This window comes from Roseiarcus fermentans, from assembly GCF_003315135.1.
GTDB classification, from domain to species: Bacteria; Pseudomonadota; Alphaproteobacteria; order Rhizobiales; family Beijerinckiaceae; genus Roseiarcus; species Roseiarcus fermentans.
The window spans coordinates 1-12,397 of sequence record NZ_QNRK01000038.1 but is presented as its reverse complement, the minus strand read 5'-3'; the positions used below and the strand labels follow the sequence as shown (position 1 = coordinate 12,397).

General features: G+C 67.6%; 10 protein-coding genes. 3 read left to right on the top strand and 7 right to left on the bottom strand.

Annotated elements, in window-relative coordinates:
• Positions 1-27: 27 nt before the first annotated feature.
• On the bottom strand, positions 28-1,791 hold the full coding sequence (locus DFR50_RS25295) for a B12-binding domain-containing radical SAM protein (RefSeq protein ID WP_113892048.1): 1,764 nt from the start codon (positions 1,789-1,791) through the stop codon (positions 28-30).
• A gap of 151 nt (positions 1,792-1,942) precedes the next feature.
• Positions 1,943-2,836 carry a LysR family transcriptional regulator gene (locus DFR50_RS25290; protein ID WP_113892047.1) on the bottom strand — a complete coding sequence of 298 codons (894 nt, stop codon included), beginning with the start codon at positions 2,834-2,836 and terminating at the stop codon, positions 1,943-1,945.
• Between the two features lie 124 nt (positions 2,837-2,960).
• On the opposite strand from DFR50_RS25290, the gene DFR50_RS25285 reads away from it, so the two are divergent.
• The 3 genes from DFR50_RS25285 to DFR50_RS25275 all read left to right on the top strand — a co-directional run bounded on the left by DFR50_RS25285 (position 2,961) and on the right by DFR50_RS25275 (position 6,306).
• Complete coding sequence (locus tag DFR50_RS25285) at positions 2,961-4,037, top strand: NAD(P)-dependent alcohol dehydrogenase (RefSeq protein ID WP_113892086.1); 1,077 nt, start codon at positions 2,961-2,963, stop codon at positions 4,035-4,037.
• Between the two features lie 425 nt (positions 4,038-4,462).
• Entirely contained in the window at positions 4,463-5,464 is a 1,002-nt protein-coding gene (locus tag DFR50_RS25280) for an aldo/keto reductase (protein ID WP_113892085.1), read from the top strand.
• 65 nt (positions 5,465-5,529) lie between these two features.
• Complete coding sequence (locus tag DFR50_RS25275; protein WP_113892046.1) at positions 5,530-6,306, top strand: carboxymuconolactone decarboxylase family protein; 777 nt, start codon at positions 5,530-5,532, stop codon at positions 6,304-6,306.
• 982 nt (positions 6,307-7,288) lie between these two features.
• Here the strand turns inward: DFR50_RS25275 and DFR50_RS25270 are convergent.
• The 5 genes from DFR50_RS25270 to DFR50_RS25250 are packed head-to-tail and all read right to left on the bottom strand — an operon-like array spanning position 7,289 to position 12,209.
• Positions 7,289-7,984 carry an ABC transporter ATP-binding protein gene (locus DFR50_RS25270; RefSeq protein ID WP_113892084.1) on the bottom strand — a complete coding sequence of 232 codons (696 nt, stop codon included), beginning with the start codon at positions 7,982-7,984 and terminating at the stop codon, positions 7,289-7,291.
• An 8-nt stretch (positions 7,985-7,992) separates the two neighbouring features.
• The gene (locus DFR50_RS25265; protein ID WP_113892045.1) at positions 7,993-8,745 is read right to left on the bottom strand and encodes an ABC transporter ATP-binding protein; all 753 of its coding nucleotides are present in this window, start codon (positions 8,743-8,745) and stop codon (positions 7,993-7,995) included.
• Positions 8,742-9,992 (bottom strand): branched-chain amino acid ABC transporter permease, encoded by a 1,251-nt coding sequence (locus tag DFR50_RS25260; RefSeq protein WP_245428134.1) that lies wholly within the window; start codon positions 9,990-9,992, stop codon positions 8,742-8,744. Before DFR50_RS25260 ends, DFR50_RS25265 begins: the two co-directional genes overlap by 4 nt.
• Positions 9,989-10,924 (bottom strand): branched-chain amino acid ABC transporter permease, encoded by a 936-nt coding sequence (locus DFR50_RS25255; RefSeq protein WP_113892044.1) that lies wholly within the window; start codon positions 10,922-10,924, stop codon positions 9,989-9,991. The genes DFR50_RS25260 and DFR50_RS25255 overlap by 4 nt, the downstream gene beginning before the upstream one ends.
• A 52-nt stretch (positions 10,925-10,976) precedes the next feature.
• Positions 10,977-12,209: a branched-chain amino acid ABC transporter substrate-binding protein gene (locus DFR50_RS25250; RefSeq protein ID WP_113892043.1), complete on the bottom strand. Its 1,233-nt coding sequence runs from the start codon at positions 12,207-12,209 to the stop codon at positions 10,977-10,979.
• Positions 12,210-12,397: the final 188 nt, after the last annotated feature.

Here is a 12,397-nt window from a genome sequence, read left to right as displayed (position 1 = left end):
GCTTGCGCCGCGCGTGCGTGCGGCGGCCTACCCGGCGGCTTGGGCGCCGGACCGGCTCCGCCGTTTCCCCATCGCGGCGGCGGCGCGGGCGGACTCGGAAAGGCGATGGAGTTCCCGTCCGTCGACGGGTCCGGACGGGCAAAGCGCCTCGTCCGTGTAGGTCTTGGCGTTCGGATCGGCGAGCGCGCCGCGCAGGAACCACCAGACTCTCGCGAACTTGATCGCGATCCTGGCGTGATTGGCCGCGAACCGCACGGCCTCGCGCGGATAGAACACCAGCGGATGTTCGAGCCCGAGGTCGGGCCGGCGGTCCCTGCGATATTTCCGGCGCAGCAGCCCGGCCTCGAGCGGATAGATGTTGTAGAGCGTGCTCGCCGCCCAGAACGCGACCATCAGGAAGGCGACCGTGTCCGGCCGGGGGCCGCCGGCGGCCGCGCGACGAACGACCGTCCTGATGTGCTCGTCGGTGTAATAGGTGCGCCACGCGAGACGGTAGGCCTCCTGCCACTGCGCGCGGCTCATGCGCGGGTGATCGCAGACGACGTGCTCGAGATCGAACTTGTTGAGGTCGGGGTCGATCGCGGCCCCGGACGCCGTCATTCTGGCGTGGTCTTCGCTCCCCGGCAGGGGAGTGAGGCAGGAGAACTGAAGGATGTCGAGCGGCAGCTCGCGCTGGATGACCTTGACGTCCCGCACGATCGACTCCGGCGTATCGTTCGGGAATCCGACGATGTACCCGCAGTAGGTGACGCAGCGCGCCTTCCGCCAGGCCAGCAGCATCTCGCGGTAGTCGGCGATGTGATTCTGCTTCTTTCGCGCGCCGGTGAGGCTGTCGGGATTGATGTTCTCAAGGCCGATGAACACCCGCTTGACCCCCGCCGCCGCGGCCTTGTCGACGAAGCGCGGGATCTTGTGGCACATCGTGTCGACCTGGATCACGAAGCGCGCGTTCAGGCCCTCCCGGCGCAAGACGATCAACCGGTCGAAGATCGCCTCCCAGTTGCGGTTGCGCGCCAGATTGTCGTCGGTGATGAAGAAATAGCGCACGCCGTTGGCGTGGTTCGCGCGCACGATCCGCTCGACGTCGTCGGCGGTGCGGTAGCGCGACTTGCGCCCCTGCACGTTGATGATGGTGCAGAACGAGCACAGGAACGGACAGCCCCGGCCGGCGTCGAAGCTCGAGATCATGCCGAGCGACCGCTCGACCTTTTCCCGCGGCAGATAGGGGACCGTCGCGCCGTCGAGGGCCGGCAAGGCGTCGAGATGATTGTAGACCGGCTTCAGCGTCCCGCAGGCGGCGTCGCGCAGGACGTCGGCGAAGCGGCCTTCGGCCTCGCCGGCGAACAGGGAAATTCCGAGATCGAGCGCCTCCTTGAGCGAAGGCGGCGTCTCGGGCAGCATGGCGAGGCAGCCCGAGACGTGAAACCCGCCGATGCAGACCGGCACGCCGGCCGCGCGCAGCGGCCTCGCGAGGTCCATCACGCGCGGGAACTGGTTCGACTGCACGCCGACGAAGCCGACGAGACCCCGTCCGCCGGCCTCGGCGATCGCCCGCGCGATGCGGCCCGGGCGGACCCGGGTGTTGGTTTCGTCGATCGGGAAGATCTCGACGTCCACGTCCGGCCCGAGTGCGCCGGTTTCGACGGCGGGCCGGGCGATGCCGTAGAGGCACGCCAGCGAGTTCGACGGCAGCGCCGACCGGAACCACTGGATCACATAGCCGTCGTCGTCGTAGTGCGACGGCTTGATCAGAAAGAGCAGAAACCTGCGGCGGTTGGCGATGTCCGGCATGGTCGAATCGTCTCCTCGAAGACGTCTCGGTCGGGCTACGGTCGTCGGTTCGGCAAACGCTTTGAGACGCCAGATCTAGCAGGCCGGACACGGCGGCACAATCGACACGGGGAACCGCGTGGCGTTCCGAGAGACGGCGACGCGCTCGCGCTCAAACCCGGTAACGCAGCGCGTCCACCAGCAGCGAAAACGCGGCCGAAGGCTGGCGGCGGCTGGGATAGTAGAGGTGGTAGCCGGCGAACGGCGGACACCACTCTTCCAGCACCCTGACGAGCCTGCCGTCGGCGATCATCGCCGCCGTGTGGTCGTCGGGGAGGCAGACCAGGCCGAAGCCCGCCGCAGCCGCGCGCAGCATCATCGCGGCGTCGTTGAAGACGAGCCGCCCGTCGACGCGAACGTGGAGTTCACGGCGCCCCCTTTGCAGTTCCCACGCATAGAGACCGCCGGCGGTCGGCAGGCGCAGGTTGATGCACTGATGCTGAGCCAGATCCTGCGGCGTTCGCGGCGCCGGATGCGCCGCGAAATAAGCCGGCGAGCCCACCACCGCCATGCGCAGGTCCGGTCCGATGCGGACGGCGACCATGTCCTTGGCGATCGACTCGCCGAGTCGCACGCCGGCGTCGATGCGCTCCGCGACGATGTCGGTGAAACTCTGCTCGACGAGCAGTTCGACGCGGATGTCGGGGTAGTCGGGCAGCAGCCGTTCCAGCGCCGGCCACAGCACGGCGTCCGCCGCCTGCCTCAGGGTGGTGATGCGGATCGTCCCGGCCGGCTTGTCGCGCAGTTCGCGGGCCGACCCCAGCGCCTCGGCGACGGCGTCGAACGCCGGCCCGAGCGCGCGCAGCATCCGCTCCCCGGCTTCCGTCGCGGCGACCTTGCGGGTCGTGCGGGTCAGCAGGCGAACGCCGACGCGCGCCTCCAGCCGATTGATCGTGTGGCTCAGCGCCGACTGCGACGTCCCGAGCTTCGCCGCCGCGCGCGTAAAACTTCGTTCCTGCGCCACGGTCGCGAAGGCGTTGAGGTCGACCAGGTCCTCGCGGCGCATTCATGAACTCCAGACATAAGCTCATGCGTTCTATAGCAGCTAGTCCGCGCGACGCATGGAGGCTAACAATGTGGTCCGGCGCGCTTCGGGCGACCGCAAGCCATTCATCGAGGACAGAGAGTTCATGAAAGCGTTCGGATACGCCGCCCGATCGGCGGACTCGCCACTGACGCCCTTCGCCCTGGAACGCCGCGCGCCGCGCGCCGAGGACGTCGCCATCGACATCCTGTTTTGCGGCGTTTGCCACTCGGATATCCACACGGCGCGCAACGAATGGGGCGGCGGGACGCAGTACCCGTGCGTTCCCGGCCACGAAATCATCGGACGCGTGTCGGCGGTCGGCGGCGACGTGACCAAATTCAAGGTCGGCGATCTGGTCGGAGTCGGGTGCCTCGTCGACAGCTGCCGTCGCTGCCGGTCGTGCGACGACGGGCTCGAGCAATATTGCGATCACGGCTTCACGTTGACCTACGGCAGCGAGGACAAGGTCGGCGGCACGCCCCACCAGACCACGCTCGGCGGCTATTCCGACAAGATCACGGTCGCCGAACGGTTCGTGCTGCGCATACCGGACACCCTCGACCCGGCCGCCGCCGCGCCTCTGCTCTGCGCGGGCATCACCACCTATTCGCCGCTGAAGCGATGGAAGGTGGGGCCGGGACAAAAGGTCGGCGTCATCGGCCTCGGCGGTCTCGGCCACATGGGCGTGAAGTTTGCGCATGCGATGGGGGCGCACGTGGTGATGATCACGACGTCTCCCGAGAAGGGTCGGGACGCCAGGAAGCTCGGCGCGGACGAGGTGCTGATCTCGAAGGATGCGGAGGCGATGAAATCCGCCGCGAGCAGCTTCGATTTTCTTCTGAACACGATTCCGGTCGGGCACGACACCGATCCCTACATGAACCTGCTGAAACGGGACGGGACGATGGTGATCGTCGGGGCGGTCGAGAAATTGACCAACGTCAGTGGCGTGCCGTTCATCATTCGGCGCCGTTCGATGGCCGGTTCGCTGATCGGCGGACTGCCCGAGACCCAGGAGATGCTCGATTTCTGCGGCGCGCACGCCATTGTCTGCGACATCGAGACGATCGCCATGGAGGAGATCAACAAAGCCTACGACCGCACGGTCGAGGGCGACGTCAAGTACCGCTTCGTGATCGACATGGCGACGTTGGGCCGGCCGGCCGCCGTCGCCCCCTGACGGACGGCCTCGGCGCCGACGGGACGGTCGGCGCCGAGCGCAACGCGGACTCCGTGGCGAGGCCGTGAAGCAATATCTTGTGGAAAAGAGAAACGCCCCGTTCGTCCGCGCTCGAGAGCGCGTCGGCGTTGTTTGTCGCCGCGCTCGGTGAGGGCGTTCCGCGGCCGGCGGCCGCGTGGCCATGACGGCTTGTCCTATTGTCCGGGAATCCGCCCCGGTTGTCCCGACGTCCAGCGTAACCAATCGAGATCGTATCGTCTCGCCATCCGCCCGTTACGGGTTTGAAACCGCGGAGGCTCGGTCAAGAATCAGCGTTCCGGCGGGGTCCGCCCGAGTTCGGCCTCCGCCGGCGCGAGCCGCCCGCCCAGGCAATGACTGAGCGCCCGCGGTTTGCATTCGGGGGCCAAACGACGAGGAGCAGCATGATGACAAAGCGCAAACTCGGCCGCAGCGGCCTGGAAGTCTCGGCCATCGGCTTCGGCTGCATGGGGCTCAATTTCGGCTACGGCCGTGAGAACAGCGTCGACAGGGAGACGGGGATCAAGCTGATCCGCGCCGCCTTCGAGCGCGGCGTCACCTTCTTCGACACCGCCGAGGTCTACGGGCCCTACACCAACGAGGACATGGTCGGCGAGGCCCTGGCCCCGTTCCGCGACGAGGTCGTGATCGCGACCAAGTTCGGTTTCCGCTTCGATCCGCAGACGAACAAGCAGATCGGCATCGACAGCAGCCCGGCGCGCATCCGCGCCGCGGTCGAAGGTTCGCTCAGGCGCCTGAAGGTCGAGACGATCGATCTCCTCTATCAGCACCGCGTCGATCCGGAGACGCCGATCGAGGAGGTGGCCGGGACGGTGAAGGCCCTGATCGCCGAGGGCAAGGTCAAGCATTTCGGCCTGTCGGAGCCCGGCGCGAACACCGTGCGCAAGGCGCATGCGGTTCAGCCGGTCGCGGCGCTCCAGAACGAATACTCGCTCTGGACCCGGGGGCCGGAGACCAACGGCATTCTCGTCGCCTGCGAGGAACTGGGGATCGGCTTCGTCTGCTACAGCCCGCTCGGCAAGGGGTTTTTGACCGGGGCGATGGGCAAGGGGACGACGCTCGCGGCCGACGATTTCCGCGCGATCCTGCCGCGTTTCACCCCCGAAGCGATGGCCGCCAATCAGGCGCTGGTCGACCTTCTGAAGCGCATCGCAGAGCGGAAGGCGGCGACGACGGCGCAAGTGGCGCTCGCCTGGCTTCTGGCGCAAAAGCCGTGGATCGTCCCCATCCCGGGCACGACCAAGCTCGCTCGCCTCGAGGAGAGCCTCGGCGCGGCGGCGGTCGACCTGACTGCGGAAGACCTCGCCGACATCGAGCGCGCTGCGAGCGCGATCTCGGTCGAGGGCGAGCGTTACCCGCCGGCGCTGCTCGCGACCACCGGCCGCTGATCCGAAGAGCGCGGCGACTGAGACAGCCGTCCCGTCGGCGCACAGCCAAGTCGAGAGGAAAACCGATGCCTTTGACCGAGACCGCGCGGAAAAATCATGAGGCGCTGTTCCCGAACCATCGCTCGACGCTGGCGACCACCGACCCGGAATTGATCGAAGTCTTCGACAATTTCGCCTTCGACGAAGTGCTCCGGCCGGGCGGCCTCGGCGCCAGGACCCGGCTGATGGCGATCCTGGCCTCCCTGATCGCCCAGCAGACGCTCGCCGAGTACGAGGTCATGCTCGGCGCCGCTCTCGCCGCCGGCGTGACGCCGGTCGAGGCCAGGGAAATCCTCTATCACGCGGTTCCGTATGTCGGGATCGCGAAGGCGTTCGCGTTCATCCATGCGACCAACGAGGTTCTGACGGCGCACGGCGTGGCGCTTCCTCTCCCCGGCCAGTCGACGACCACGCCGGCCGACCGGTTCGAGAAGGGGCTCGCGCTGCAGAAGGCGATTTTTGGCGACCGCATCGACGAGCTGTACGAGCGCGCGCCCGAGAGCGAGATCCACATTCAGCGGCTGCTCTCCGCCAACTGCTTCGGCGACCACCAGACCAGAACCGGCCTCGACGTGAAGACGCGGGAGCTGTTGACGTTCTCGATTCTGCTGTCGCTCGGCGGCTGCGAACCGCAACTGAAGGGCCACATCCAGGGCAACGTCAACGTGGGCAACGACAAGGCGTTCCTGCTCGCGGCCGTGACCGAGCTGCTGCCGTTCATCGGCTATCCCAGAGCCCTGAACGCCATCGCCTGCCTGAACGAAGTCCTGCCGGAGGCGGGACCTTCGGAGCCTTCGACCTGACCGGCAGCTGTGAGGCCGGATCCATCCGAGGCGCAATTTCCAAAGCCGTAACTGTCATACGGTTTCCACGGGATCGCAGCGGCGGATCCGGAGCCGAACGCCGCGCCCGAGCGCGGAAGCGCGCCCCGATGTCGGCCGGTTTTGAGCGTCTTCAACAGTTTGCGCCGAGTTTTTCGGGCGATAGTTACTCCCAACCCCGTCATTGCGAGGAGCGAAGCGACGAAGCAACCCATGCCGCCGCTTGCCTCCTGCGGAAAAAATCGCTCCGTCTCCTGCTCGCAACGAAGGGCGGCGGGACGATCAGAGGGCGCAACAGCGGCCCAGCGGCCCTGGATCGCTTCGCTTCGCTCGCGATGACGGCGCTGTTCGCTGCCGGCTTGGGAGTTACGGGCGATAGTAACTTCTAAGCCGGGGTGAGGCAGTGGGCAATCCCTCTCCCTCAGGGAGAGGGATAGCCGGGCGAAGCCCGGCAGGGTGAGGGCTCGCAACGCCGACAGTCGGCGTGGCGCACCCTCACCTGGCCGCTTCGCGGCCTGTCCTCTCCCTGAGGGAGAGGGCGGCGCCGGCTTGGCAGTTACGGGCGATTGTAACCGCCTGGGCGGTTGTGCGCGAGGAGCCGGACAGGGCGCGCCCCGGGAGGGCGGCCCCGCCGCCCTTCTGTCGAACGTCGCGCCCACCGCTCTTACGCATGCCCTGGCCGTTGCGGGCGACCCGGCCGTCGCCGCGCGCCTCGAGCCCGACGCTCGGTCAGCGGCCGCGTCTTCAGGCGGGCGGACGACGGGCGCGGGCCTGTCGCAGGCTCTGCTTCCGGATGTCAGACAGCCGGGCGCCTTCGTCGCAAGCGATTCACGCCCAATCGAAATTACCATAGTCCATGTTTCTCTTTTTCGCAACGAATTGTCTGCCGGGCGCTCTGCTTGCCCGCCCCCTTCGGGCGCCGCATTCGAGCCTAGCAGCTCGAAGCCGTCATCCGGCCGGCGTATCAGACCTCCAGCCATTCCCTGCGCACGTCGGTCGCGGTCTCGAGCGCCGCGGGCGCGCCTTCCCAGACGATCCGGCCATGGCCCATCACATACAGCCTGTGGCTGATCTTCAGCGCGATGGTCAGCTTCTGCTCGACCAGCAGGATCGCGACGCCGCGCCGGGCGATCTCCTCCAGAAGCCGGCCCATATGCTCGACCATCATCGGCGACAGGCCTTCGGTCGGCTCGTCGACCATGATCAGATCGGGGTCGCCCATCAGCGTGCGGCAGATCGCCAGCATTTTCTGCTCGCCGCCCGACAGCACGCCGCCGGGCGTGTCCGCGCGCTCCTCGAGCCGCGGGAAGATGCGGAACATGTCGGCCATCGTCCAGCGCCGATTCGCCCGGCCCGGCTTCTCGCCGAGGATCAGGTTCTGCCGCACGGTCAGCCCCGGAAAGATGTCGCGCGTCTCGGGGACGTAGCCGAGGCCGCGGCGCGCCGTCTCGTGCGGCTTGAGCCCGGCGACCTCCTCGCCCTTGAACCGGATCGAGCCCCTCGGCCGGACGTCGCCCATCACCGCCTTGATCGTGGTCGAGCGGCCGACGCCGTTGCGGCCGAGGAGACTGACGATCTCGTTGGCCTCGATCCGGAACGTGACGCCGTGCAGGATGTGGCTCTTGCCGTACCAGGCGTTGAGGTCGGCGACCTCGAGCAGGGGGGCCGTCATGGGCCCGCCGCCTGGCCGAGATAGGCCTCCTGCACCTCGGCGTTGGCGCGAATCCGCTCGGGCGTGTCGCTGGCGACGATCCGGCCGTAGACCAGCACCGAGATGCGGTCGGCGAGATCGAACACGATCCCCATGTCGTGCTCGACCATGATCAGCGTCCGGCCCGCCGCGACCTTGCGGATCAGCGCCACCGCATGCGCGCTTTCGGCGGCGTTCATGCCGGCCGTCGGCTCGTCGAGCAGGATGACTTTCGCGCCGCCGGCGATGGTGACGCCGATTTCCAGCGCGCGCTGCTCGGCGTAACTCAGCACGCCCGCCAGCACGTTGCGCCGCGGGCCGAGCCCGATCTCTTCCATCAGCCTGTCCGTCTTTTCGCGGGCGTCGCGCAGGCGCTCCACCGGCCGCCAGAAGTCGTAGCGGTAACCGAGCGACCACAGGGTGGCGCAGCGCAGGTTCTCGAACACCGTGAGCTTCGGAAAGACGTTGGTGATCTGGAAGCTGCGCGCGAGGCCGCGCCGATAGATCTCGAACGGCTCGAGGCCGTCGATGCGCCGGCCGTCGAGCCGGATCTCGCCCGACGTCGGCCGGATGCGGCCGCTGATCAGATGAAACAGGGTCGACTTGCCGGCGCCGTTGGGGCCGATGATCGCGTGCCGTTCCCCCGCCGCGACCTCGAGCGAGACGCCGCGGATGATCTGCGCGAGGCCGAACGCCTTGGTGAGGCCGGTCAGTTCGAGCGCCGGGTTCATGCGCGCCCCCTCGCCTGAAGCCCCTTGTCGACCAGGGCCCAGGCGTCGGCGACCTTCGGCCAGAGGAGCCGGGTCGCCGCCGCGCCGACGGCGAACAGGCCGAGCGCCGTCGCCCAGGGCGCGATCGACGACGGGTCGATCGCCACGCCGAACATGGTCATGGGCGAACCTTCGTCCGTCAGCCGGCGATTGCCGAGTTCAATCAGCATCACGACGCCGATCAGCGCGGCGACGAGGCCGGGCGCGACCATCGCGTAAGCGGGAGCGAGACGATGCCACGCGCCGGAGCGCGCCGCCTCCCAATGGCGGAACAGCAGTCCCGCGACGCCGCCCGGGGCGAAGGACACGACGGCGATGAACATGAGGCCGAAATAGAGCTGCCAGGCGCTCGTCAGATCGGAGAGATTGATCTGCAGGAACGTGACGATGATCGCGCCGAGGATCGGGCCGACGAACGTGTCGACGCCGCCGATATAGGTCATCAACAGCACCACGCCCGACTGCTGCGCGCCGAGCTGCTGGGCGTTCATGATCTCGAAGTTGATCGCCGCGAGGCCGCCGGCGACGCCGGCGAAGAAGGCGGACAGACTGAAGGCGATCAGGCGGATCCGCCGCGCCGAATAGCCGATGTACTGCACCCGCTCGGGATTGTCCCGCACCGCATTGCTGATGCGTCCGAACGGCGTGCGGGTGAGCGCGTACATTGCGGCGATGCAGAGGAAGCAGCAGACCGCCACCAGCCCGTAGACCTGGATCTGCGGCCCGAACTTGAGGCCCAGGAGCGGCGCGAGCTTCGCCCGGTTGGTGGTGACGCCCTCCTCGCCGCCGAAGAACCCGCGCAAGATGAACGAGCTCGACGACACGAGTTCGCCGAGCCCGAGCGAGATCATCGAGAACACGAGGCCGGCGCGCCGCGTCGACACGAGGCCGAACAGGATTCCGAAGCCGAGACCGGCGAGGCCCCCGACCAGCGGAATGACGACCACCGGGACGGCGAGCCGGTCGTGGATGACGGCGTTCATCGCATGGATCGCGACGAAGCCGCCCAGGCCGTAATAGACGGCGTGGCCGAACGACAGCAGGCCCGTCTGCCCGAGCAGCATGTTGTAGGACAGCGCGAAGATGATCATGATTCCCATGACCGATTCCATCGTCAGCGCCGTCGGCGAGGAAAAGACCACGGGGGCGAGCAGGAACGCCGCGGCGAGACCCGCCCAGGGCCACAAGAACTGGACCGCCGCCCTCACGTTTCGCGCGTCCCCATGAGGCCGGTCGGCCGGACGATCAGGATGACGACCAGCAGGAGATAGGGGAGGATCGGCGCCAGCTGGGCGACCGTCACCTGCCAGAGGTCGCCGAGCCCGGGCGGCGCGACCGGCCCGAACAGAGCGGCGAGCGAGCCGTTCATCGCCACGGCGAAGGTCTGGACGAGGCCGATCAGCAGCGACGCGACGAAGGCGCCGGCGAGCGAGCCGAGCCCGCCCACGACGATGACCACGAACAGGATCGGGCCGAGCAGGGCGGCCATCGTCGGCTGCGTCACCAGCGCCGGGCCGGCGATGGCGCCGGCGAGCCCGGCGAGCGCCGCCCCGGCGCCGAACACCAGCATGAAGACGCGCGGGACATCGTGGCCGAGCATCGCCACCATCTCGGGATGGGTCAGCGCCGCCTGGATGACGAGCCCGACCCGCGTCCGTTTCAGGACCACGAACAGCGCCGCGAACATCGCCACCGCCGTTGCGAGCATGAACACCTTGTAGGCGGGGTAGGTGGTGTCGAACAGCCGAAAGGCGACGAAGTCGAGCGACGGCGGCACGCGATAGTCGACCGGCAGCTTGCCCCAGATCATCTCGACGAGCTGCTCGATGACGAACGCCAGCCCGAAGGTGAACAGGAGCTCCGAGACGTGGCCGAGCCGGTGCAGCCGCCTGAGGCCGAACCGCTCGACCGCCGCGCCGATCGCGCCGACGGCGATCGGCGCGATCACGAACCCGGGCCAGAAGCCGAGGCGGCGCTCGATCTCGAAGCCGAAATAGGCGCCGAGCATGTAGAAGCTCACGTGGGCGAAGTTCAGCACGCCCATCATGCTGAACACGAGGGTGAGCCCGCTCGCCAGCATGAACAGCAACATGCCGTACAGAACGCCGTTCAGCGTCGAGAACGCGAGGATCTCCAGCATGGGAAGCCGCCCCCTTCGCGGGGCCGGAGCGCGTCGCTCCGGCCCCGGGCCTTCAGGGCCGCTCCATCTTGCAGGTGGTCGGGAGGACGGTGTCTTCCGCCTTGACAGCGCCGACCAGCTTCCAGCCCCAGCCGGTGCCTTCCTCGTCGAACTTCGCGCCCGGGTCCTGGACGCCGAAACTCGAGATGTACATCGGCTGGAAGAACTGGTGGTCTTCGGCGCGCATGAAGCCCTCGCCGCCGTCGAACACCTGGATCTTCATGCCCTCGAGCTTCGCCGCGACGGCCTTGGCGTCGGTCGACTTGGCCTCCGTCGCCGCCTTGGCCAGCATCCGCATTTCATTGACCGCCCGCGGATAGAACAGCGTGACGCCTTCCTTCGCCCGGAAGGCCGCCTCCCAGGCCTGCGCCTCCGGGGTCGCGGCATTGGGAACGCCCTCGGTGATCTCGAACACCCGGTGCGACAGGCCGGTCTGCTTGACGGCGGTCGGGCCGCCGGCGCCGCCGGCGTAATAGGTGTACCAGTTGGCCTGCAGGCCGGCGTCGGCGGCCGCCTTGAGAAGCAGCGCGAAGTCCTGGCCCCAGTTGCCGGTGATGACGCTGTCGGCGCCGGACGCCTTGATCTTGGCGATGTAGGGCGAGAAATCGGTGACCTTGAGCAGCGGATGGAATTCGTCGCCGACGATCTCGATGTCCGGGCGCTTCTCCTTCAGCATGGCGCGCGCCGTCTGGGAGACCGAGTGGCCGAAGGAATAATCCTGGTTGATTAGATAGATCTTCTTGATCTCCGGCTGCGTCTTCATATAGGTGGTCAGCGCCGCCATCTTGATGTCGGAGTTGGCGTCCCAGCGGAAATGCCAGTACGAGCATTTGTCGTTGGTCAGGACCGGATCGACCGCCGCGTAGTTGAAATACAGCATCTCCTTGCCGGGATTGCGGTCGTTGTATTTCGCCACCCAGTCGGTCAGGGCCGCAGCGACCGACGAGCCGTTGCCCTGGGTGATGAAGCGGACGCCCTGGTCGGCGGCCTTCTGCGCCTGGATCAGGCTCTCCTGCGGGTTGGTCTTGTTGTCGAGCGGGACGATCTCGACTTTCTGGCCGTTCACGCCGCCGCCGGCGTTGAGTTCGTCCGCGAGGTACTGGAATGTTTTCAGGCCGATCGCGCCGATCGACGCGCCGCCGCCGGAGAGCGGGTCGATATAGCCGAGCTTCAAGGGTTCGTCCGCGAGCGCGGGCGCGACCAACAGTGTCGCGCCCAGCGCGGCGACCAGCGTCCTCAACTTCATACGTTCCTCCCTAGCCGCTCTCGCCTGACCGCGGCCCTTGTCCCCAACCATGATCGCGCGGCCGGAAGTTGTCCAGTCTCCTTGCGCAGACCCCAGGGCTCCGAACTCGGGTTAACGGGATTTACGAATTGCGCGAAGGCTGACTCCATGGGCGCTCCTGATTCGGAGACTCCCCATGGACACCCCGC

Bases quoted from the DNA above. Each gene is read 5' to 3' on its own strand.
- DFR50_RS25265 (WP_113892045.1), bottom strand. From the start codon at position 8,745: ATGAACCCGGCGCTCGAACTGACCGGCCTCACCAAGGCGTTCGGCCTC.
- DFR50_RS25275 (WP_113892046.1), top strand. From the start codon at position 5,530: ATGCCTTTGACCGAGACCGCGCGGAAAAATCATGAGGCGCTGTTCCCG.
- DFR50_RS25250 (WP_113892043.1), bottom strand. From the start codon at position 12,209: ATGAAGTTGAGGACGCTGGTCGCCGCGCTGGGCGCGACACTGTTGGTC.
- DFR50_RS25290 (WP_113892047.1), bottom strand. From the start codon at position 2,836: ATGCGCCGCGAGGACCTGGTCGACCTCAACGCCTTCGCGACCGTGGCG.
- DFR50_RS25255 (WP_113892044.1), bottom strand. From the start codon at position 10,924: ATGCTGGAGATCCTCGCGTTCTCGACGCTGAACGGCGTTCTGTACGGC.
- DFR50_RS25295 (WP_113892048.1), bottom strand. From the start codon at position 1,791: ATGCCGGACATCGCCAACCGCCGCAGGTTTCTGCTCTTTCTGATCAAG.
- DFR50_RS25285 (WP_113892086.1), top strand. From the start codon at position 2,961: ATGAAAGCGTTCGGATACGCCGCCCGATCGGCGGACTCGCCACTGACG.
- DFR50_RS25280 (WP_113892085.1), top strand. From the start codon at position 4,463: ATGACAAAGCGCAAACTCGGCCGCAGCGGCCTGGAAGTCTCGGCCATC.